Annotated in this window: 20 protein-coding genes, 2 tRNA genes, 3 rRNA genes and 1 other RNA gene; 3 read left to right on the top strand and 23 right to left on the bottom strand. The window is 46.3% G+C overall.

Annotated elements, in window-relative coordinates; all coding sequences use genetic code 11:
• Window positions 1-41 precede the first annotated feature (41 nt).
• Window positions 42-329, top strand: coding sequence for a transition state genes transcriptional regulator AbrB (locus tag RH061_RS00250; protein ID WP_125481637.1), 288 nt, complete (start codon window positions 42-44; stop codon window positions 327-329).
• Window positions 330-376: 47 nt separating this feature from the next.
• Here the strand turns inward: RH061_RS00250 and rsmI are convergent, their stop codons facing one another.
• The 23 genes from rsmI to tadA form a co-directional block, all read right to left on the bottom strand.
• A complete protein-coding gene (rsmI, locus tag RH061_RS00245; protein WP_311073182.1) occupies window positions 377-1,258 on the bottom strand; it encodes a 16S rRNA (cytidine(1402)-2'-O)-methyltransferase in 882 nt (293 codons plus the stop codon).
• 22 nt (window positions 1,259-1,280) lie between these two features.
• Window positions 1,281-2,024: a tRNA1(Val) (adenine(37)-N6)-methyltransferase gene (locus tag RH061_RS00240; RefSeq protein ID WP_311073181.1), complete on the bottom strand. Its 744-nt coding sequence runs from the start codon at window positions 2,022-2,024 to the stop codon at window positions 1,281-1,283.
• A 97-nt stretch (window positions 2,025-2,121) separates the two neighbouring features.
• Window positions 2,122-2,493: a DNA replication initiation control protein YabA gene (gene yabA / locus RH061_RS00235; protein WP_311073180.1), complete on the bottom strand. Its 372-nt coding sequence runs from the start codon at window positions 2,491-2,493 to the stop codon at window positions 2,122-2,124.
• A gap of 13 nt (window positions 2,494-2,506) precedes the next feature.
• Complete coding sequence (locus tag RH061_RS00230; RefSeq protein ID WP_311073179.1) at window positions 2,507-3,337, bottom strand: PSP1 domain-containing protein; 831 nt, start codon at window positions 3,335-3,337, stop codon at window positions 2,507-2,509.
• Window positions 3,330-4,337 (bottom strand): DNA polymerase III subunit delta', encoded by a 1,008-nt coding sequence (gene holB, locus RH061_RS00225; protein ID WP_311073178.1) that lies wholly within the window; start codon window positions 4,335-4,337, stop codon window positions 3,330-3,332. The genes RH061_RS00230 and holB overlap by 8 nt, the downstream gene beginning before the upstream one ends.
• 13 nt (window positions 4,338-4,350) lie before the next feature.
• Window positions 4,351-4,791: a YaaR family protein gene (locus RH061_RS00220; RefSeq protein WP_311073176.1), complete on the bottom strand. Its 441-nt coding sequence runs from the start codon at window positions 4,789-4,791 to the stop codon at window positions 4,351-4,353.
• Between the two features lie 27 nt (window positions 4,792-4,818).
• Window positions 4,819-5,148 carry a cyclic di-AMP receptor DarA gene (locus RH061_RS00215; RefSeq protein WP_311073175.1) on the bottom strand — a complete coding sequence of 110 codons (330 nt, stop codon included), beginning with the start codon at window positions 5,146-5,148 and terminating at the stop codon, window positions 4,819-4,821.
• A gap of 205 nt (window positions 5,149-5,353) precedes the next feature.
• Window positions 5,354-5,986 (bottom strand): dTMP kinase, encoded by a 633-nt coding sequence (gene tmk / locus RH061_RS00210; protein WP_311073174.1) that lies wholly within the window; start codon window positions 5,984-5,986, stop codon window positions 5,354-5,356.
• A 2-nt stretch (window positions 5,987-5,988) separates the two neighbouring features.
• Entirely contained in the window at window positions 5,989-7,410 is a 1,422-nt protein-coding gene (locus RH061_RS00205; RefSeq protein ID WP_311073173.1) for an aminotransferase class I/II-fold pyridoxal phosphate-dependent enzyme, read from the bottom strand.
• Window positions 7,411-7,493: 83 nt separating this feature from the next.
• Window positions 7,494-7,655 (bottom strand): sigma factor G inhibitor Gin, encoded by a 162-nt coding sequence (locus RH061_RS00200; RefSeq protein WP_396654878.1) that lies wholly within the window; start codon window positions 7,653-7,655, stop codon window positions 7,494-7,496.
• Window positions 7,656-8,199: 544 nt separating this feature from the next.
• Window positions 8,200-8,442 (bottom strand): hypothetical protein, encoded by a 243-nt coding sequence (locus RH061_RS00195; protein WP_311073170.1) that lies wholly within the window; start codon window positions 8,440-8,442, stop codon window positions 8,200-8,202.
• A gap of 335 nt (window positions 8,443-8,777) precedes the next feature.
• A 5S ribosomal RNA gene (gene rrf / locus RH061_RS00190) occupies window positions 8,778-8,893 on the bottom strand.
• Between the two features lie 82 nt (window positions 8,894-8,975).
• Window positions 8,976-11,910: ribosomal RNA gene (locus tag RH061_RS00185) — 23S ribosomal RNA — on the bottom strand.
• A gap of 124 nt (window positions 11,911-12,034) precedes the next feature.
• A tRNA-Ala gene (locus RH061_RS00180) sits at window positions 12,035-12,110 on the bottom strand.
• Between the two features lie 15 nt (window positions 12,111-12,125).
• Window positions 12,126-12,202: transfer RNA gene (locus RH061_RS00175), tRNA-Ile, on the bottom strand.
• A 108-nt stretch (window positions 12,203-12,310) separates the two neighbouring features.
• Window positions 12,311-13,860 (bottom strand): 16S ribosomal RNA (locus RH061_RS00170).
• The 16S, 23S and 5S rRNA genes sit together here with 2 tRNA genes alongside, the layout of an rRNA operon.
• 308 nt (window positions 13,861-14,168) lie before the next feature.
• On the bottom strand, window positions 14,169-14,432 hold the full coding sequence (locus RH061_RS00165) for a pro-sigmaK processing inhibitor BofA family protein (protein ID WP_167834691.1): 264 nt from the start codon (window positions 14,430-14,432) through the stop codon (window positions 14,169-14,171).
• An 81-nt stretch (window positions 14,433-14,513) separates the two neighbouring features.
• Window positions 14,514-14,735, bottom strand: coding sequence for a YaaL family protein (locus RH061_RS00160; protein WP_102264773.1), 222 nt, complete (start codon window positions 14,733-14,735; stop codon window positions 14,514-14,516).
• 38 nt (window positions 14,736-14,773) lie between these two features.
• Entirely contained in the window at window positions 14,774-15,370 is a 597-nt protein-coding gene (gene recR / locus RH061_RS00155; protein ID WP_311073167.1) for a recombination mediator RecR, read from the bottom strand.
• A 15-nt stretch (window positions 15,371-15,385) separates the two neighbouring features.
• On the bottom strand, window positions 15,386-15,712 hold the full coding sequence (locus tag RH061_RS00150) for a YbaB/EbfC family nucleoid-associated protein (protein ID WP_023613345.1): 327 nt from the start codon (window positions 15,710-15,712) through the stop codon (window positions 15,386-15,388).
• Between the two features lie 17 nt (window positions 15,713-15,729).
• Window positions 15,730-17,418: a DNA polymerase III subunit gamma/tau gene (gene dnaX, locus RH061_RS00145; protein WP_311073165.1), complete on the bottom strand. Its 1,689-nt coding sequence runs from the start codon at window positions 17,416-17,418 to the stop codon at window positions 15,730-15,732.
• A gap of 149 nt (window positions 17,419-17,567) precedes the next feature.
• Window positions 17,568-17,832, bottom strand: an RNA gene (ffs, locus tag RH061_RS00140) — signal recognition particle sRNA large type.
• A gap of 76 nt (window positions 17,833-17,908) precedes the next feature.
• Window positions 17,909-18,433 (bottom strand): tRNA adenosine(34) deaminase TadA, encoded by a 525-nt coding sequence (gene tadA / locus RH061_RS00135; protein WP_311073163.1) that lies wholly within the window; start codon window positions 18,431-18,433, stop codon window positions 17,909-17,911.
• 89 nt (window positions 18,434-18,522) lie between these two features.
• Between tadA and RH061_RS00130 the strand changes: the two genes are divergently transcribed.
• Window positions 18,523-19,062, top strand: coding sequence for a cysteine hydrolase family protein (locus RH061_RS00130; RefSeq protein WP_311073161.1), 540 nt, complete (start codon window positions 18,523-18,525; stop codon window positions 19,060-19,062).
• A 63-nt stretch (window positions 19,063-19,125) separates the two neighbouring features.
• Entirely contained in the window at window positions 19,126-20,409 is a 1,284-nt protein-coding gene (locus RH061_RS00125) for a glycoside hydrolase family 18 protein (protein WP_311073160.1), read from the top strand.
• Window positions 20,410-20,428: the final 19 nt, after the last annotated feature.

Raw genomic sequence — 20,428 nt, 5'->3', positions numbered from 1 at the left:
ACGAACTTAATATAAGGGAAAATGAGAGGAGATTAGAGATTATGAAATCTACTGGTATTGTACGTAAAGTTGACGAGCTTGGCCGTGTGGTAATTCCAATCGAACTTAGAAGGACTCTTGGCATCGCAGAAAAGGATGCTTTGGAAATTTATGTTGATGATGATCGCATCATCCTTAAAAAATACAAGCCGAACATGACTTGCCACATCACTGGTGAAGTTTCTGATAACAACATCACATTGGCAGGCGGCAAGCTGATTCTTAGCCGTGAAGGTGCTGAACAGCTTCTTAAAGAAATCCAAGGAAACTTCGAACCTGTAAAAGCTTAATTATCATACTCAAGGCCGTGGAGAAATCCACGGCCTTTTTATTTGCTCTATTCATTAATATGATATGCCTGGTAAACTTCCCGCTTTTGCAAGCCTCTATCTTTCGCTGCTTGCTTGATTGCATCTTTAGAGTTCATTTGTTCCTTGGAAATATAATGTTCTACATGTTCTTCAATGCTTAACCTTTCCCACCACTGGTTCTCTTCATCGGCCATTGCATCAGGTGAGGCGCCTTCGATGACCAATACAAATTCCCCGCGGATTTCTTCTGACTCTGCCCATGCCAATGCTTCAGCGATCGTTCCCCTCAAGAACTCCTCATATTTTTTCGTCAGCTCACGACATAGGACGATTTTCCGGTCTCCAAGACCATCAAGCATTAACGAAAGTGTTTCCTTCAGACGGTGGGGAGACTCATAAAGAACGATTGTTGCAGTCTGCTTCCCCAGCAGTTCAAGTTCCTTTTTCTTATCCTTTTTTCCCCTCTGGAGAAATCCATAATAGTAAAACGGCTGAGGAAGAATTCCAGAAGCAATCAAAGCCGTCAACGCTGCATTTGCCCCTGGAAGCGGAACGACAGTCAGCCCCTCGACAATTGCTTCGGCTACCAGCTCCGTGCCTGGATCAGAAATGGTTGGCATACCCGCATCGCTGACAAGCGCCACTTTCGCTCCCTCCCTGATCTTTTCAATCAATTTATATCCGCTGCTTTCCTTATTATGTTCATGATAGCTGGTCACGGGTGTTTCAATCTCAAAATAATTACATAGCTTTTTCGTGTTCCTCGTATCCTCCGCCGCAATCAAATCAGCTTCCTTCATAATCCTGATTGCCCTGAATGTCATATCCTCAAGGTTCCCGATCGGCGTCGGTACGAGATAAAGAATTCCCTTTTCATGTTCCCGTTCGAAGCTTTTCTGCTGTTGCATGCCAAATCACCCGTTTCTGTGCTTATTTGCTTCCATATAACATCTCTTTTATCACTGGCGTATACTCATTATTTTCATCATAAACCGTCAGTGGCTCCAGGATTTTAAGGTCAGGACTTCCGTCTTTAATCGCCTCCACCAACAGTGTATTTGCTTCCTTTCCGGCCTTAGGATATACAAACTGGATTCGCTTAGGCTCAAGGCGGTATTTCCTCATGATTTCAATGATATCGATCAGCCTGCCTGGACGGTGGACAAATGCAACCTTCCCGCCCTGCTTGACCAGCTGGCTCGATGACTTGATTGCATCCTCAAGTGTGCAGAGGATTTCATGGCGTGCAATCGCCAGGTGTTCATTCACATTTATTTCTTCATTTGATGGTGTAGGAAAATAAGGAGGATTGCAGGTGACAACATCATACTTCTCGTAGCCAAGCTCTTTTGGCGCATCCTTAAGATCGCCATGAATCATATGTAATCGTTCTTCCAGATCATTATACTCAATACTCCGGACAGCCATATCATATAGCCGCTCCTGGATTTCCACTCCGGTGATTGTCCCCTTTGTCCTTGCACTTAAAAATAGCGGAATGACCCCATTCCCGCTGCAAAGGTCGACAATCTTTCCTTTTTGGATCGGCACCCAGACAAATCTGGCCAGCAATACAGCATCCAGTGAAAATGAAAATACATTCGGGCTTTGGATGATTCTTAAATCCTCAGCCAATAAGTAATCCAATCGTTCATCTTCCCGTAAGTTAACCATTATAAATCGTTCCTCCATGCATATATGTTCACTGCACCTGCCCCTGTGGCTTTTTCATCTTATAAAAATAGCCTTCCCTATTAAGGAAGGCTGCCAATTATTTTTTATTAAGAAAGGATAGGCAGAACAGACAATCCTCTTTGCGCGGGCTTCCGAAATGCAGGTTGCAGATATGGAAGCCTTCCTGATACAGACGGGCAAGATTATCGTAGCCTTCACCGATATCGACCACGTTTTTATCACCCTGGGGCTGATTGCTGTTTCCCTTACCGTTATTCTTAATGGTTGGATCCTTTTTACCAATAGTTTGATCCAGACGGCGTCTTATATGCTCATTTTCCAACTTTAATGCATTATTCTCTTCCAGAACCTCTGCTAAATGCTGTTTTAACTCACCAAGCTGACGGTATAAATCACCGATCTGCGATTCCATATTACTTACTGAGTCAAAGATATCTTTTTTATCCACCTGTTCCACCTCATTAATCTGTGGATGATTGCAACGATACAGCTCCTGCTTCCTGTATTTCCTCAAGTGTATATTCCAGCACGCGTTCCTGTCCAGGTATATTGACTTGCATGACTCGTTCCAGGATGTTCAACCCGACAACCTTTCCTGTACCATCAGGTGTAACAATCGTTTCACCCAGGTCAGGCAGCTGTTCTTTCGCTGTTTCATATTCGTCGTTCTCATATTTCAAACAGCACATGAGCCTGCCGCAAAGGCCGGAAATCTTCGTTGGATTAAGGGAAAGGTTTTGATCCTTGGCCATCTTGATTGAAACTGGATCAAAGTCCCCGAGGAATGTTGAACAGCAAAGCATTCTGCCGCATGGTCCTATCCCGCCAAGCATTTTCGCTTCATCCCTGACGCCAATCTGACGCAGCTCGATCCTTGTCCGGAAAATGGAGGCCAAGTCCTTGACCAATTCCCGGAAATCAACGCGGCCATCAGCCGTGAAGTAGAAAATGACTTTATTGCGGTCAAATGTATATTCAACATCAACCAGCTTCATATCCAGCTGATGTTCATTCACTTTTTCACTGCAAACATCGTATGCTTCCTTTGCAGCCGTTTTGTTCTCTTCGACAATGAGACGATCCTTCTGATCTGCAATTCTGACTACCTTTTTCAGAGGCAGGACAACATCCTTCTCGCCGACCTGCTTACGGGGAGTTACCACTCTTCCGTACTCAACGCCCCTTACAGTTTCGACAATGACGAATTCGTCCTTTTGAATTGAGAGATCGTCGGGATCAAAATAATAAATCTTTCCCGCTTTCTTGAAGCGGACACCTACTACATCATACAAGTGTAGATCCCTCCTGCAATTTTAACACCAGCTCTTCCATGAGCAGCTGGGGATTCATATTGGCATGCAGCTTCCTCTTCGCCTCCAGAATGGCTGCCATTTGTTCGGTAAGACGCCGTCCGGATGTCTGTAGTGCAAACTGTTCTAAACGTGAGCTTTCGTTTAGATATACAACCTGGTCTTTCTTGCCAAGCTGAATGTATAGTAAATCCTTAAAAATAAGAAGTAATAAATCCAAACCTCGATCGATTTGTTCTTTCTCTTTAAAGTGCATGAACCAGTTCTCCTGAAGCGCGACCATAGCTTCGAGCGGATTCTTTTTCAGCACTTCATATAATTTTAACACTATTTTTTGTGCTTGTGCAAACCAATCATCATGACTTATCTCTAAAGCTTCTTCCAAATTATTGGTTAGCTGTGCCAAAAGCGGTGCCATTTGTGGTTGTATCCCATTGGCGATCAGTTGTTCAGCCATATTTTTCGGTGATAATGGCGTAAAATTGATCAGCTGGCATCTAGATAAAATCGTTGGCAGCATTTGCTGTGCCTGCTCGGTGATCAACACGGCAACAGTCCCCGCATGAGGTTCCTCAAGGAACTTCAGCAAGCTATTCGCTGCATTTGTCGTCATTCGATCAGCATGGACAATCGTGTAGAGCTTATTTTTTGACTCGACACCTGTTTTTGAAAACTCCTCCTGCAGCTGCTGGATCTGCCCTTTTTTGATCGACAGGCCATCAGGTTCGACAAGATGGATATCAGGATGGTTGCCATGGTTGATCCTTTTGCAATTCAAACAGCTTTCACAAGGTTTATAGCCATCGACCGGCGCCTGGCAATTGATGCTCTTTGCAAGAAGAATACTAATCTCCTTTTTGCCAGTGCCCCTCATCCCTTCAAATAGATACGCATGGGCGATTCGATTTTTCTGGATGCTGTTTTTAATCATCTTCAAAACATTCGGCTGAAGTCTTTCCAGCTCGTCCCACGTCTTTGCCAATGGTATCACTCACTTACGTATATAAATTGATCAACAAGCCTTTGATTTCCCCTACTCTCCCTAGGATATCAATCTGTTCATCTTTATTATCCATCAACTCTTCTGTCAACTGTACGAGCTTGTCATCAATGGTTTCTACAAGCTTCAAAGACCTGCCTTCGCCATATTGGTTCCAGCTATGCGAGTGCTTTAGTTCCATTCCAAAGTTGACAGTTTCTTTTACAAATTGCTTAACCAGTGTCTTGAACTTGGCCAGGTCCTTGAAGGTCCTCGACCGGGCAAGCCTCTCACCGGCAGACTCGACTTGCTTCATTAATTGCTGAAGCTGTCCGAGCTGCAATTTATGTTCTTGTTTCTCCACGAGTTCATTGAACCTGATTCCGCCCCCAGGCTGTTGTTTCTGATCCTGGCGAACTTTATCTATATTAAGGCGCATATCCTGATTAATCTTCATCTCTTGCTAGACCTCCGGGCATTCCCGTTAAAATTGATGAAACTGCTCAACAGGCAATACGAATACAGTCGCTCCGCCAACCTCGACTTCCACCGGATAAGGAACATACGAATCCGCATTCCCTCCCATAGGAGAAACAGGCGCTACAAGCTGGTCACGTGACTTACAGTTAACCCTGATGACCTCCAATGCCTTTTCCACTCTGATGTCTTCTGTTCCTATGATAAAAGTGGTGTTTCCGGACTTCAGGAATCCACCCGTACTGGCCATCTTCGTTGCGCGGAAATTATGGTCAACCAATGCATTGGATAGGCGGTTGCTATCCTGGTCCTGGACCACAGCTAATATTAACTTCATTCATTCTCCCCCTAGGCTTTTTTTTATAGACTCGCTGATATGACATCAGCAGTTCATTCCGTAGCTTTTGTATTTTCATTATAACAGGATTCATGTGACAAGACATGATATAAACGTAAAATTCCATAGGCTTCCAATTGAGATCACTTGCTCCTACTATGCTAAAAAACAAGCCTGATCGTAATCAAGGCTTGTTTCGGAATCTTCACGAATTGATTAACTCTTTAATTTGAGCTTCAGCTTGTTCGTAAACTGTATCGAGATCCTTTGAAGCATCGACTTTAACGATTCGCTCGGAGAATCGATCGGCCAGGATCATATAGCCTTCTCTTACTTTTTGGTGAAATTCGAGCTTCTCCAGGTCCAGTCGATTGACTTCGCGTCCCTTATTTTTATTGATTCTTTCCAGCCCGATCTCCGGTGCAACATCAAAGTATAGAGTCATTTCCGGCATCATGTTTTCAATCGCAAACTGGTTAATTGAGTAAACTTCATCAATGCCTAAGCCTCTTGCGTATCCCTGGTAGGCAAGTGAACTATCAACAAAGCGGTCACACAAGACAATTTTTCCGTCTTCCAGAGCAGGCTTCACTTTTTCCGCAAGATGCTGCCTTCTCGCCGCTGCATATAAAAGTGCTTCCGTACGCGGGTCCATCGCTGTATTTTCCGGATCAAGAATCACTTTCCTGATTTGCTCGGCAATCTCGATGCCCCCAGGCTCCCTTGTGGCCACTACTTCATATCCTTCATTCACGAGATTTTGAGCAAGCATCTGAAGAATCGTTGTCTTGCCAGAACCATCCGGGCCTTCTATTGTAATAAAAATTCCCTTTTTCAATTTTAAATCCCCCAACTCTTGAACACTTTTATTTTACCAGCATGCAAATATTCTCCACCCTGGATCTTTGCTTCGTTTTCTTTTAAAAATAGGATTGTTTCAATATCATCTTCTGTCAAAACTTCTCCTGGGAGACTAAGTGGAATTCCCGGCGGATATGGAATGATTTGCTCGGCACTAATTCTTCCCGCAGCATCCTGCAACAGGACAGATTCTGTCTTCTGTTTCTCCATCTCACTGTAGCTGATTTCCAGTTTAGACATACCTTTTTTTATGACCTTGGCCTCAGGTTTATTTTTTCCAACAGGCATGGTCCTTACTGCTTCGGCAATCGTTCGTGCCGCTTCCTGCAAACGATGCTTCATGCCATTCTTAAGCATTGGAAGTACGAGCAGCACATTATAAGGATCAGCTAATTCCGCAAAGATCCCCTTTGACTCAAGTCTTGTTTGCAGTTCGAAACCGGATGATGATTGAATGGTTAGCTTCAATGGATCATCCCCAGGCAAAACTCGAAGGGATTCGATTCCCTCTAGTTTTTCTTTGAATTTTTCCAGTTCTGATTTCAAATATGACAAGTCTTCCTTATTATATGTACCCAGATAGCTTCGGGCCAAATCCAGCGATGCCATCAAAGGATAGGAAGGACTGCTTGATTGCAGAGCCTGCAAGTAAAACTTAAGCTTGCTAAGCGATACCCGATTCGACTGATAATGAAGAAATGCTCCCATTGTCATCGCCGGCAAGGTCTTATGAGCAGACTGGACAACCAGGTCGGCCCCAAGTTCCACGGCCGAAGCAGGGAAATAATCCCCTGCGATAAAATGGACTCCATGAGCCTCGTCCACCATTACCGGAATATGATGAGCATGAGCCAAATCTATAATTCCCTTTAAATCATAAGCCAGCCCATAATAATTAGGATACGTTAAAATAAGTGCTTTTGCATTCGGGTATTGGCTGATTGCCGATTTAACACTATCTCGGTCTAATCCAGCCGCCACTCTGAATTTTTCATTATATTCCGGACTGATGAAAACCGGCTTTGCCTTTGCGAGTTTTAAAGCATTCATGATTGATTTATGACAGTTACGCTGGACAAGGACCACATCATCTTCATCAACCGCAGCAAGGACCATCGCAAGATTTCCAACAGTCGATCCGCCTATTAAGAAAAAGCTTTTATCTGTTCTATATAAATCCCTAAGTAATTCCTCAGCTTCAAATATAACTCCCTCGGGTGAATGAAGATCATCCAATCCCGTTATTTCAGTTGCATCCAATTTTAAGATTTGCTGAAAGAATGCTCGTCCCTCTTCAGGAAAAAAAGCCCCATTTTTGTGTCCCGGTACATGGAACGACAGAGGATTTCCGGTTGAATGCTTCACCAATTGAGAGTACAAGGGTGTTTTCGATTGTTCCATAGTCTCACCTATATATATAAATTCACACCTATCCATTCTAACACTGTTTTTCAGCAAAAAAAATAAAAGCTCAAAATGAGCTTTTAACTGTAAATTCCGGGTTTTGTTACTTTCCTTAACTTTTCTACGTAATATTTATATTTAGGATCACTCGTGTCTGTCTTGATCATGATGCTCTCACAGTCTGCACATATAAAAGAAGTATACAGGTGTATGCCAGCCTTTTTCGTCTGTTCGCAAATCACACAGTTCTCTCCAATTTGATTTTTAGCTAAAAGCGAACCCAAATTCTCCACCTCCGTACACCTATTGTTGCCAGGAACGTTTTTTTGTATACAATTTTCCGAATAATATTTTCGAAAGTTTAGTTGTTTTATATTTTATGATTGACATACGGTTTCCTTGTATGTCTTATAACAATTTAGGTTGGTTTATTCTATAAAATACTTTTGAAGAGAAGGGAATGTTGATCATTAAGGGGGCTGAATAGGATGCTGAAGGCATTCAGGATTGCATTTTGAGTTTTTCTGTATACTGGCTGAAGATGCTGTAGGTTCGGACAACTTTTTGTGCCTTTACCTTAAAACTTGTGCGAAGTTGCACTAGGTTCGAACAGCTTTTTGTTGTTTTCCTATAAACCTGTCTGAAGTTGCCTTTACTTCTGACAACTTTTCCTGCCTTCTTTCTAAACCTGTCCGAAGTTGCATCAAGTTCTGACAACTTTTCTGCTTTTCCCTCCAAACTTGTCCGAAGATGGCTCTACTTCTGACAGCTTTTCCTGCTTTACCTTCAAACCTGTCTTAAGATGGCTCTACTTCTGACTACTTTTCCTGCTTTTCCTCCAAACTTGTCTGAAGTTGCCTCTACTTCTGACAACTTTTCCTGCCTTCTTTCTAAACCTGTCCGAAGTTGCATCAAGTTCTGACAACTTTTCTGCTTTTCCCTCCAAACTTGTCCGAAGATGGCTCTACTTCTGACAGCTTTTCCTGCTTTTCCTCCAAACCTGTCTAAAGACGGCTCTTCTTCTGACAACTTTTCCTGCCTTCTTTCTAAACCTGTCCGAAGTTGCATCAAGTTCTGACAACTTTTCTGCTTTTCCCTCCAAACTTGTCCGAAGATGGCTCTACTTCTGACAGCTTTTCCTGCTTTACCTTCAAACCTGTCTGAAGTTGGCTCTACTTCTGACTACTTTTCCTGCTTTAGCATCAAACCTGTCTGAAGTTGGCTCAGGTTCTGACAACTTTTCCTGGTTTAGCACCAAACCTGTCCGAAGCCAATGCGTATCTGATCAGCCGCTGCACCATTTCCGGCACCTTTTATAAAATCGCACAAAAAAAAGAACAGCCATTACAGCTGTTCTTTCGTTTGCCCGGCGGCGTCCTACTCTCACAGGGGGAAACCCCCAACTACCATCGGCGCTGAGAAGCTTAACTTCCGTGTTCGGTATGGGAACGGGTGTGACCTTCTCGCCATCGCCACCAGACTATTTGATTGAAAGAAAAGTATTTATTCCTTCAAAACTAGATAATGTTGTAAGAAGAATTCAAGAAGAACGAATGATCAATTTGGTTAAGTCCTCGAACGATTAGTATCAGTCAGCTCCACACGTCACCGCGCTTCCACCTCTGACCTATCAACCTGATCATCTTTCAGGGTTCTTACTAGCTTGCGCTATGGGAAATCTCATCTTGAGGGGGGCTTCATGCTTAGATGCTTTCAGCACTTATCCCGTCCGCACATAGCTACCCAGCGATGCCTTTGGCAAGACAACTGGTACACCAGCGGTGCGTCCATCCCGGTCCTCTCGTACTAAGGACAGCTCCTCTCAAATTTCCTGCGCCCACGACGGATAGGGACCGAACTGTCTCACGACGTTCTGAACCCAGCTCGCGTACCGCTTTAATGGGCGAACAGCCCAACCCTTGGGACCGACTACAGCCCCAGGATGCGATGAGCCGACATCGAGGTGCCAAACCTCCCCGTCGATGTGGACTCTTGGGGGAGATAAGCCTGTTATCCCCGGGGTAGCTTTTATCCGTTGAGCGATGGCCCTTCCATGCGGAACCACCGGATCACTAAGCCCGACTTTCGTCCCTGCTCGACTTGTAGGTCTCGCAGTCAAGCTCCCTTGTGCCTTTACACTCTGCGAATGATTTCCAACCATTCTGAGGGAACCTTTGGGCGCCTCCGTTACTCTTTAGGAGGCGACCGCCCCAGTCAAACTGCCCACCTGACACTGTCTCCCGCCCCGATCAGGGGCGCGGGTTAGAATTTCAATACAGCCAGGGTAGTATCCCACCGACGCCTCCACCGAAGCTGGCGCTCCGGTTTCTCAGGCTCCTACCTATCCTGTACAAGCTGTACCAAAATTCAATATCAGGCTACAGTAAAGCTCCACGGGGTCTTTCCGTCCTGTCGCGGGTAACCTGCATCTTCACAGGTACTATAATTTCACCGAGTCTCTCGTTGAGACAGTGCCCAGATCGTTACGCCTTTCGTGCGGGTCGGAACTTACCCGACAAGGAATTTCGCTACCTTAGGACCGTTATAGTTACGGCCGCCGTTTACTGGGGCTTCGATTCAGAGCTTCGCGTGAGCTAACCCCTCCTCTTAACCTTCCAGCACCGGGCAGGCGTCAGCCCCTATACTTCGCCTTGCGGCTTCGCAGAGACCTGTGTTTTTGCTAAACAGTCGCCTGGGCCTATTCACTGCGGCTCATCCGGGCTATTCACCCAAATGAGCACCCCTTCTCCCGAAGTTACGGGGTCATTTTGCCGAGTTCCTTAACGAGAGTTCTCTCGCTCACCTTAGGATTCTCTCCTCGCCTACCTGTGTCGGTTTGCGGTACGGGCACCATTTATCTCGCTAGAGGCTTTTCTTGGCAGTGTGGAATCAGGAACTTCGGTACTATATTTCCCTCGCTGTCACAGCTCAGCCTTCACGCAAGCGGGATTTGCCTCACTTGCAGCCTAACTGCTTAGACGCGCATATCCAACAGCGCGCTTACCCTATCCTCCTGCGTCCCCCCGTCGCTCAAACGATAAAGAGGTGGTACAGGAATATCAACCTGTTGTCCATCGCCTACGCCTTTCGGCCTCGGCTTAGGTCCCGACTAACCCTGAGAGGACGAGCCTTCCTCAGGAAACCTTAGGCATTCGGTGGATGGGATTCTCACCCATCTTTCGCTACTCATACCGGCATTCTCACTTCTAAGCGCTCCACCAGTCCTTACGGTCTGACTTCAACGCCCTTAGAACGCTCTCCTACCACTGACATCTAAGATGTCAATCCACAGCTTCGGTGATACGTTTAGCCCCGGTACATTTTCGGCGCAGAGTCACTCGACCAGTGAGCTATTACGCACTCTTTAAATGGTGGCTGCTTCTAAGCCAACATCCTGGTTGTCTAAGCAACTCCACATCCTTTTCCACTTAACGTATACTTTGGGACCTTAGCTGGTGGTCTGGGCTGTTTCCCTTTTGACTACGGATCTTATCACTCGCAGTCTGACTCCCACGGATAAGTCTTTGGCATTCGGAGTTTGTCTGAATTCGGTAACCCGATGAGGGCCCCTAGTCCAAACAGTGCTCTACCTCCAAGACTCTTACAACGTGAGGCTAGCCCTAAAGCTATTTCGGAGAGAACCAGCTATCTCCAAGTTCGATTGGAATTTCTCCGCTACCCACACCTCATCCCCGCACTTTTCAACGTGCGTGGGTTCGGGCCTCCAGTTGGTGTTACCCAACCTTCACCCTGGACATGGGTAGATCACCTGGTTTCGGGTCTACGACCACATACTCATTCGCCCTATTCAGACTCGCTTTCGCTGCGGCTCCGTCTTCTCAACTTAACCTTGCATGTAATCGTAACTCGCCGGTTCATTCTACAAAAGGCACGCCATCACCCATGAACGGGCTCTGACTACTTGTAGGCACACGGTTTCAGGATCTCTTTCACTCCCCTTCCGGGGTGCTTTTCACCTTTCCCTCACGGTACTGGTTCACTATCGGTCACTAGGGAGTATTTAGCCTTGGGAGATGGTCCTCCCAGCTTCCGACGGGATTTCACGTGTCCCGCCGTACTCAGGATCCACTCAGGAGGGAACGAAGTTTCAACTACAGGGTTTTTACCTTCTCTGACGGGCCTTTCCAGACCACTTCATCTACCCCGTTCCTTTGTAACTCCATGTAGAGTGTCCTACAACCCCAAGAGGCAAGCCTCTTGGTTTGGGCTATGTCCCGTTTCGCTCGCCGCTACTCAGGGAATCGCGTTTGCTTTCTCTTCCTCCGGGTACTTAGATGTTTCAGTTCCCCGGGTCTGCCTTCAATACCCTATGTATTCAGGTAAAGATACTGTTCCATTACGAACAGTGGGTTTCCCCATTCGGAAATCTCCGGATCAAAGCTTACTTACAGCTCCCCGAAGCATATCGGTGTTAGTCCCGTCCTTCATCGGCTCCTAGTGCCAAGGCATCCACCGTGCGCCCTTTCTAACTTAACCTAAAAGGTCATTTCTCTAATTTAATAGAGAGAAAACTAAAATGGCGATCACTCGGTTTTTCTTGGTTCTTCTTACTTACGATTATCTAGTTTTCAAGGAACAAATATGCACTTTGAAAGCGACATGGTGGAGCCTAGCGGGATCGAACCGCTGACCTCCTGCGTGCAAGGCAGGCGCTCTCCCAGCTGAGCTAAGGCCCCGTTATGAAAGATATATGGTGGGCCTAAGTGGACTCGAACCACCGACCTCACGCTTATCAGGCGTGCGCTCTAACCAGCTGAGCTATAGGCCCATATATCATATATAGAGGAATTACTCCCTCAAAACTAAACAAACAAGCTAATCAACAGTACGAATCGTAAGATTCGCATTCCGATTGCCATTACGGCAATATCCTTAGAAAGGAGGTGATCCAGCCGCACCTTCCGATACGGCTACCTTGTTACGACTTCACCCCAATCATCTGTCCCACCTTAGGCGGCTGGCTCCAAAAGGTTACCCCACCGACTTCGGGTGTTACAAACTCTCGTGGTGTGACGGGCGGTGTGTACAAGGCCCGGGAACGTATTCACCGCGGCATGCTGATCCGCGATTACTAGCGATTCCGGCTTCATGCAGGCGAGTTGCAGCCTGCAATCCGAACTGAGAATGGATTTATGGGATTGGCTCGACCTCGCGGCTTCGCGACCCTTTGTTCCATCCATTGTAGCACGTGTGTAGCCCAGGTCATAAGGGGCATGATGATTTGACGTCATCCCCACCTTCCTCCGGTTTGTCACCGGCAGTCACCTTAGAGTGCCCAACTGAATGCTGGCAACTAAGATCAAGGGTTGCGCTCGTTGCGGGACTTAACCCAACATCTCACGACACGAGCTGACGACAACCATGCACCACCTGTCACTCTGTCCCCCGAAGGGGAACGCCCTATCTCTAGGGTTGTCAGAGGATGTCAAGACCTGGTAAGGTTCTTCGCGTTGCTTCGAATTAAACCACATGCTCCACCGCTTGTGCGGGCCCCCGTCAATTCCTTTGAGTTTCAGCCTTGCGGCCGTACTCCCCAGGCGGAGTGCTTAATGCGTTTGCTGCAGCACTAAAGGGCGGAAACCCTCTAACACTTAGCACTCATCGTTTACGGCGTGGACTACCAGGGTATCTAATCCTGTTCGCTCCCCACGCTTTCGCGCCTCAGCGTCAGTTACAGACCAGAGAGCCGCCTTCGCCACTGGTGTTCCTCCACATCTCTACGCATTTCACCGCTACACGTGGAATTCCGCTCTCCTCTTCTGCACTCAAGTTCCCCAGTTTCCAATGACCCTCCCCGGTTGAGCCGGGGGCTTTCACATCAGACTTAAGGAACCGCCTGCGCGCGCTTTACGCCCAATAATTCCGGACAACGCTTGCCACCTACGTATTACCGCGGCTGCTGGCACGTAGTTAGCCGTGGCTTTCTGGTCAGGTACCGTCAAGGTACCGGCAGTTACTCCGGTACTTGTTCTTCCCTGACAACAGAGCTTTACGACCCGAAGGCCTTCATCGCTCACGCGGCGTTGCTCCGTCAGACTTTCGTCCATTGCGGAAGATTCCCTACTGCTGCCTCCCGTAGGAGTCTGGGCCGTGTCTCAGTCCCAGTGTGGCCGATCACCCTCTCAGGTCGGCTACGCATCGTTGCCTTGGTGAGCCGTTACCTCACCAACTAGCTAATGCGCCGCGGGCCCATCTGTAAGTGACAGCCGAAACCGTCTTTCAGCTTTCCTTCATGTGAGGGAAAGGATTATCCGGTATTAGCTCCGGTTTCCCGAAGTTATCCCAGTCTTACAGGCAGGTTGCCCACGTGTTACTCACCCGTCCGCCGCTGATCTTCAAAAGCAAGCTAATGAAGATCCGCTCGACTTGCATGTATTAGGCACGCCGCCAGCGTTCGTCCTGAGCCAGGATCAAACTCTCCAAGAAAGAGTTATGAGTTAGCTCATAAAGTTAAAACGTTGGCTCATGATCTTCTATAATAGAAGCCATGAAAATTTATTGTTTGTTGACGCTTGTTTGTTTAGTTTTCAAAGAGCAATTTTTCGTGTCACCCGTAGGCGACTTAAATAATATATCATGTTGTCGTTGTTTCGTCAACACTTTTTTAAAAAGTCATTAACAGCTGTCCAACAGCAACGTTTAATATAATAACAACTTCTGCTTGCTTGGTCAATAGCTTTTTAGAAAAAAATAAAACGCCGCTTCAAAAGCGGCGTTCTCTCATTCTTCTTTCTTTATATAATCCACATCTGGACGGCAACAAGTGCAAACACACCAGGTATTCCTAATAGTCCGGAGACAGCTGCGGTCGCGATGTTGATCGGCACATAAATCCCGAAACTGGTTCCGAAGGCGTTAAGAAAAAATAAAAAGATGGCTCCAATCAAAATCTTCACAGCACTCTGGCCGATAAAACGGAGCGGTTTTGTCGGCGCACCTATGATGAGCAGCAGAAAAATCAACCCGCCGAGGATCGATATGACAACTATAGGATCCATACTCTTCCTCCTTACTTCGAATGTCTTGTACATTTTTATGTACAAGTTATCGAAATAAGACCTTATTGTACGGAAAAAACATCACTTCGTCTTAATCGTGATTTTCCTGTGCTTGGCTTCCTTAAAAAGAAAGAAGTACTTGGCTTCGGCAATTTTTGCTTCAGTGATGAACTCTTCTGAGGGGTCGAAGCTTCTTTCAACCAATAGCTTTTGATTATTCCAGTTCCTCTTCATGCTGTCCAGCTGTTCCAATAGTTTATGGTCGAATTCTTTTCTAAGCCATTTCTTTTTACGAAATAACATGACTTTCCTCCAGTAGAGTTTCTTCTTATATAATGGAGTTAAACTTCCCTGCGGCCTTCCAGCGCTTTCGACAGCGTGACTTCATCCGCATATTCAAGATCCCCGCCGACCGGGAGACCATGTGCGATCCTTGTGATCTTGATTCCTGACGGCTTCAACAGCCTTGAGATATACATGGCCGTTGCTTCCCCTTCGATATTCGGGTTAGTCGCAAGAATGACCTCCTGGACCGTCTCATCCTGCAATCTCTTCAATAAGTCCGGGATATTGATATCTTCAGGCCCAATCCCATCCATAGGAGAAATCGCACCATGAAGGACGTGATAAAGGCCATTGAATTCCTTCATTTTTTCCATCGCGATAACATCCTTAGGATCCTGTACAACGCAAACCACACTGCGGTCGCGACGCTGGTCTTCACATATATAGCAAGGGTCCTGGTCGGTTATATGGCCGCAGACGGAGCAATAAGTCAGGTTTCGTTTTGCGTTGACCAATGCCTTAGCGAAATCCAATACAGTTTCTTCTTTCATGCTTAAAATGAAAAAAGCCAGACGAGCAGCCGTTTTTGGGCCGATACCTGGCAATTTCATAAAGCTGTCGATCAGCTTTGATATTGGTTCAGGATAATGCATTCTGTTATATTCCTCCTAGAACATTCCCCCAGGAAGGTTCATTCCTTTTGTGAATTGTCCCATTGTTTTACTTGAAAGTTCTTCTGCTTTTTTCAGTGCATCGTTGGTTGCAGCAAGCACTAGGTCCTGCAGCATTTCAACATCATCAGGATCTACAACTTCCGGTTTGATTTGAACGTCGACAATTTCCTTATGGCCAGTGACAATAACTGTTACCATGCCACCGCCGGCAGTACCTTCGATTTTCTCTTCTCCAAGCTGGACTTGAGCTTCTTCCATTTTCTTTTGCATCTTTTGCATTTGCTTCATCATGTTTTGCATATTACCCATTCCACGCATCATATTAACGTCCTCCATTACTAGTCTTGTATTTGTATTAATTCATCGCCAAATAATTTTTTAGCTTCAGCAATCAGCGGGTCTTCTGCCGCAGCAGCTTGCCCCTCCGATGCTCCGTCGCCTCTCTGGCTGATAAAGTTTTCCCTTATTTTAAGCCACTGGTCTTCAGGCACACCAATCACCTGTATTCTTTTTCCGGTGTAGTCATTCATCGCACCGCTGACAGTTTCAGTGAATCTGGTGTTTTCCATTGCCATCTGACAGTGAATTTCATATTTGAATTTAATCACGACTGCCTCATCCGAAGCAGCAACCGGTTCCGCTTCATTCAACAACGCAGCCTGCGAACGCATTTGGTTTGCAGCCAGCATTTCAAGAAGGTCTCCCCAGCGTCCCTTAATTGTATGGAGATTTGTCTTGGTAGCACTTTTCAGTACCTCGTTAATCTTGCCTGTCGGAGCCTGGAAGCCTTTACGATTGGTACGAGGCGCTTTTTTAGCAGCTGCAGCCGGTTCACCTGCTGCCGCCATACCAGGATTTTGCTGGAACTGTGCGAGTTTTTCCTCAAGCTGCTCGATCCTTCTAAGTAAAGGCTCAACCTGTACATTACTGGAAGGTTGCTGAGTTTCCAGCTGACAGAGCTTGACGATTGCTACCTCTAGGAAGATACGAGGATGGTTTGTCCAACGCATCTCTTGCTGTGCTTTATTCAAGACTTCGATCAATTCATAGATTTGAGCAGGTTCAACTTGATTGGCAAGTTCCTGGAAATCGTCATCCAGCATCACTCGCTCCATTGATTCTTCCAATGCCGGCGCTGCTTTATACAGGAGCATATCACGGTAAAAGAAAATCAGGTCCTCTATGAACCTTGCCGGATCCTTCCCTTGTAAAAGAAGTTCTTCTAAAGCTTCCAGTCCAGCTGCCGCATTCCGTTCATGAATCGCCCTGGCCAGCTGGTTCAGGAAATTCTGTGATACGGTACCCGTGACCGTTAATGCATCTTCAATCGTCACTCGATCCTGGCTGAATGAGATAGCCTGGTCAAGCAGGCTCAATGCATCACGCATTCCGCCTTCCGCAGCCCTGGAAATAATCTGCAGGGCTTTATCATCGCAATCCACTCCAGATTCCTCAACAATTTGCTTCATCCTGCCAACGATTGCCTGCGCAGTGATCCTCTTAAAATCAAATCGCTGGCATCGTGAAATGATTGTGAGTGGAATCTTATGGGGCTCGGTCGTAGCGAGGATAAAGATGACATGCTTTGGAGGCTCTTCAAGGGTTTTCAGCAAAGCGTTGAACGCTCCGATGGAAAGCATATGCACTTCGTCTATGATATATACTTTATACTTCACGACGTTCGGTGCGTATTTCACCTTATCACGAATATCCCGGATTTCTTCGACACCGTTATTGGAAGCAGCATCTATTTCAATCACATCAGGAATCGATCCATCGGTTATCCCACGGCAAGCGTCGCATTCATTGCAAGGCTCAGCCGTTGGAGCTTTTTCGCAGTTAACCGCTTTTGCCAAAATTTTCGCAGCACTCGTCTTTCCAGTTCCCCTGGGGCCGGAAAAAAGATAGGCATGTGATATTTTTTGTTGAAGCAGAGCGTTTTGCAGTGTCGTTGTGACATGTTCCTGCCCGACCACATCAATGAACTGCTGTGGACGCCAGACACGATATAAAGCTTGATAGGCCAATGACACCGCTCCCTTCGGTTATATTATCTTTCCTATTATAACGCAAATATCTCTCAATTTCACTTTTACAAGTGGAAGTTTTTATTGTATTAAACGACAAAAAACTCATCTCCGTATAAGAGATGAGTTGAATGTATCATATTTAACTGCCGCGCACCTTCCGTCGACTGAATACCATAAGCGTTACTTAAGCAGTTAGCTCGGCCCAGGCAACCCTGCGGCACATGGGAGCGTCCACTTAATGCTGCTTCCTTCCGGACCTGACATGGTTCATGGATTCCCATTGCGCAGGACCCGGGCGTCAACACCACTTGCTTAAGGCAGACCCTACAGTAAATCAGCCTCAGGAAGGGATTCATCCCCGCTAGAGCGGATTGCGGGTACAGGGCACCGCTACCTCCCCGACTAGCACGGCAAAATTGAAACCTTATTTAGGTGTGTCTCAAGGACACATACATAGTATACTAACTCACGAAGCAAAAAGCAATGCTTATCCCCTGTCAATTCCTGTCTGTTGTTCCAATTCCTCTTTTACCTGCTTCTTTTTCAGCTTCTTTTTTTCCCGCAGCTTCCTGAAAAAGTCGGACAACAATGCTCCGCATTCTTCTTCCAGTACGCCAGTCACCACTTCACTTTGGTGGTTGAATCGCTCATCCTGGAGAATGTTCATGAAGGTGCCGGCACAACCGCCTTTCGGGTCACTTGCTCCATAAACCACTTTCTTCACCCGTGACAGCATGATTGCGCCGGCACACATCGGACAGGGTTCGAGGGTCACGTACAAAACGGCTTCCTCCAGCCTCCATGTACCGAGCTTCTTGCAGGCCTCGTCGATCGCGAGAACCTCTGCATGGGCAATCGAGCTTTGCTTCGTTTCGCGAAGATTATGGGCCCGGGCAATAATCTCGCCTTCCAGGACAATCACCGCACCGATCGGCACCTCATCCATCTGGCCAGCTTTTTTCGCTTCTTCAATTGCTTCTAACATATATCGTTCATCTGGAGTATGTTCCATCTTTCCCTCCACTTTAGTGTTTTATATTTCCAATTGGTTTAAGAATCCCCCGCCGGTAAAAATATAAAGGGAAAAGGAGAGGATTTATCATGGCAAAAACTGCTCTATTGATCATCGATATGATCAATGATTTTAATTTTGATGCAGGGGAAGCCCTGGCAAGAAACACAAAAGAAATCATCGATCCTATTTTAAAGTTAAAGAAATCATTCAATGAAAAGGACATGCCTGTCATCTATATTAATGACCATTATAATCTATGGCAGGCGGATTTTGAAAAAATCATGGACTTTTGCTCAAATGAAACGAGCAAGGACATCATTAAGAAAATCGCACCTAAAAAAAATCAGGATTATTTTTTAATTAAACCAAAGCACTCCGCTTTTTATGGAACGGCCCTTCATACCCTGCTTCAGCAATTAAAGGTCGATACATTGATTCTGTCAGGAATCGCAGGCAACATTTGTGTGCTTTTCACCGCAAATGATGCGTATATGCGTGAATACAACCTGGTCATTCCCGAGGACTTCATTGCCTCCAATGATGAACAAGATAATAAATACGCACTGACCATGATGAAAAACGTCCTGTCCGCCGATACAAGACCCTCCAGGGAGCTTGATTTATAACATACTGTTTTTTCTTCCTTCATACAATGGTTGTAGCGCTAAAAATGCCAGGGAGGGAAGAAAATGCAAATTCATGTGGTACAGCAAGGAGAGACACTGACACAGATTGCCCAGAGGTACGGGTCAACTGTTGCGGATATAAACGAGGCTAATGAACTGCCTAATCCTAATAATCTTGTAATCGGCCAGGCGATGGTCATCCCCATTGTCGGAAGCTTTTACTTTGTCCAGCCAGGCGACAGCCTCTGGGCCATTTCAAGAAGGTTCGGTACCACTCCGCAAGAACTTGCAAGGATCAACGGAATATCGGTCAACCAGCCGTTGTCAGTCGGTTTCCGTCTATATATTCCGCAGCGGCCGAAAACAAATGCGGAATTCAATGCGTATGTTGAACCGCGAGGGAACACCGTGGCACCTGCTCTGGAAACAGCAGCACGAGAAGCTGCCCCTTATTTAACCTATCTTGCCCCGTTCAGCTTCCAGGCCTTGCGTGATGGTTCATTGAAGGAGCCGCTGCTGAACAATTTCCCGGCCATTGCCGAGGCAAACAACAATATATTGATGATGGTCATCACCAATCAGGAAAATGACCAGTTCAGTGATGAACTCGGCCGTATCATCCTGAATGACATGGCCGTCCAGGACAAATTCCTGAACAATATCGTTGCCACAGCCAAAAAATATGGATTCCGCGATATCCACTTTGATTTTGAATTCCTCCGCCCTGCCGACCGTGAAGCCTATAACACCTTCCTGCGAAAAGCAAGGGATCGTTTTAAACAGGAAGGCTGGTTCATTTCCACTGCACTTGCCCCTAAAACTAGTGCAGCCCAAGAAGGTGCGTGGTATACGGCGCATGATTATAAAGCGCATGGAGAAATTGTCGATTTCGTCGTCATCATGACCTATGAATGGGGTTATAGCGGCGGGCCTGCACAGGCAGTCTCCCCCATCGGACCTGTCCGCCAGGTGCTGGAGTATGCCATCAGTGAAATGCCATCACAAAAAATCATGATGGGCCAGAATCTTTATGGCTATGATTGGACGCTTCCATTTGTCGAAGGATCCATCGCAAGGGCCGTCAGTCCACAGCAGGCGATCCAGATTGCAGCCGATAATAATGTACCGATCCAGTACAATACAAAATCTCAGGCGCCGACCTTCCGATATACAGCGCAAGATGGAAAACAACATGAAGTCTGGTTTGAGGACGCAAGGTCCATCCAGGCAAAATTCGATCTGATAAAAGAATTGAACCTAAGGGGAATGAGCTACTGGAAGCTCGGACTGTCCTTCCCGCAAAACTGGCTGCTCATCCAGGATAATTTCAATGTGGTAAAAAGATAAAATTTTCTGTTAAAATAAT

The organism is Mesobacillus jeotgali (assembly GCF_031759225.1).
Taxonomy (GTDB): domain Bacteria; phylum Bacillota; class Bacilli; order Bacillales; family Cytobacillaceae; genus Mesobacillus; species Mesobacillus jeotgali_B.
The sequence above is the reverse complement of the archived record's forward strand: the minus strand, read 5'-3'. Positions and strand labels throughout refer to the sequence as shown.

Bases quoted from the DNA above. Each gene is read 5' to 3' on its own strand.
- RH061_RS00250 (WP_125481637.1), top strand. From the start codon at position 42: ATGAAATCTACTGGTATTGTACGTAAAGTTGACGAGCTTGGCCGTGTG.
- rsmI (WP_311073182.1), bottom strand. From the start codon at position 1,258: ATGCAACAGCAGAAAAGCTTCGAACGGGAACATGAAAAGGGAATTCTT.
- RH061_RS00240 (WP_311073181.1), bottom strand. From the start codon at position 2,024: ATGGTTAACTTACGGGAAGATGAACGATTGGATTACTTATTGGCTGAG.
- RH061_RS00220 (WP_311073176.1), bottom strand. From the start codon at position 4,791: ATGAAGATTAATCAGGATATGCGCCTTAATATAGATAAAGTTCGCCAG.
- RH061_RS00215 (WP_311073175.1), bottom strand. From the start codon at position 5,148: ATGAAGTTAATATTAGCTGTGGTCCAGGACCAGGATAGCAACCGCCTA.
- RH061_RS00205 (WP_311073173.1), bottom strand. From the start codon at position 7,410: ATGGAACAATCGAAAACACCCTTGTACTCTCAATTGGTGAAGCATTCA.
- RH061_RS00165 (WP_167834691.1), bottom strand. From the start codon at position 14,432: ATGGATCCTATAGTTGTCATATCGATCCTCGGCGGGTTGATTTTTCTG.
- RH061_RS00160 (WP_102264773.1), bottom strand. From the start codon at position 14,735: ATGTTATTTCGTAAAAAGAAATGGCTTAGAAAAGAATTCGACCATAAA.
- recR (WP_311073167.1), bottom strand. From the start codon at position 15,370: ATGCATTATCCTGAACCAATATCAAAGCTGATCGACAGCTTTATGAAA.
- RH061_RS00150 (WP_023613345.1), bottom strand. From the start codon at position 15,712: ATGATGCGTGGAATGGGTAATATGCAAAACATGATGAAGCAAATGCAA.
- tadA (WP_311073163.1), bottom strand. From the start codon at position 18,433: ATGGAACATACTCCAGATGAACGATATATGTTAGAAGCAATTGAAGAA.
- RH061_RS00130 (WP_311073161.1), top strand. From the start codon at position 18,523: ATGGCAAAAACTGCTCTATTGATCATCGATATGATCAATGATTTTAAT.
- RH061_RS00125 (WP_311073160.1), top strand. From the start codon at position 19,126: ATGCAAATTCATGTGGTACAGCAAGGAGAGACACTGACACAGATTGCC.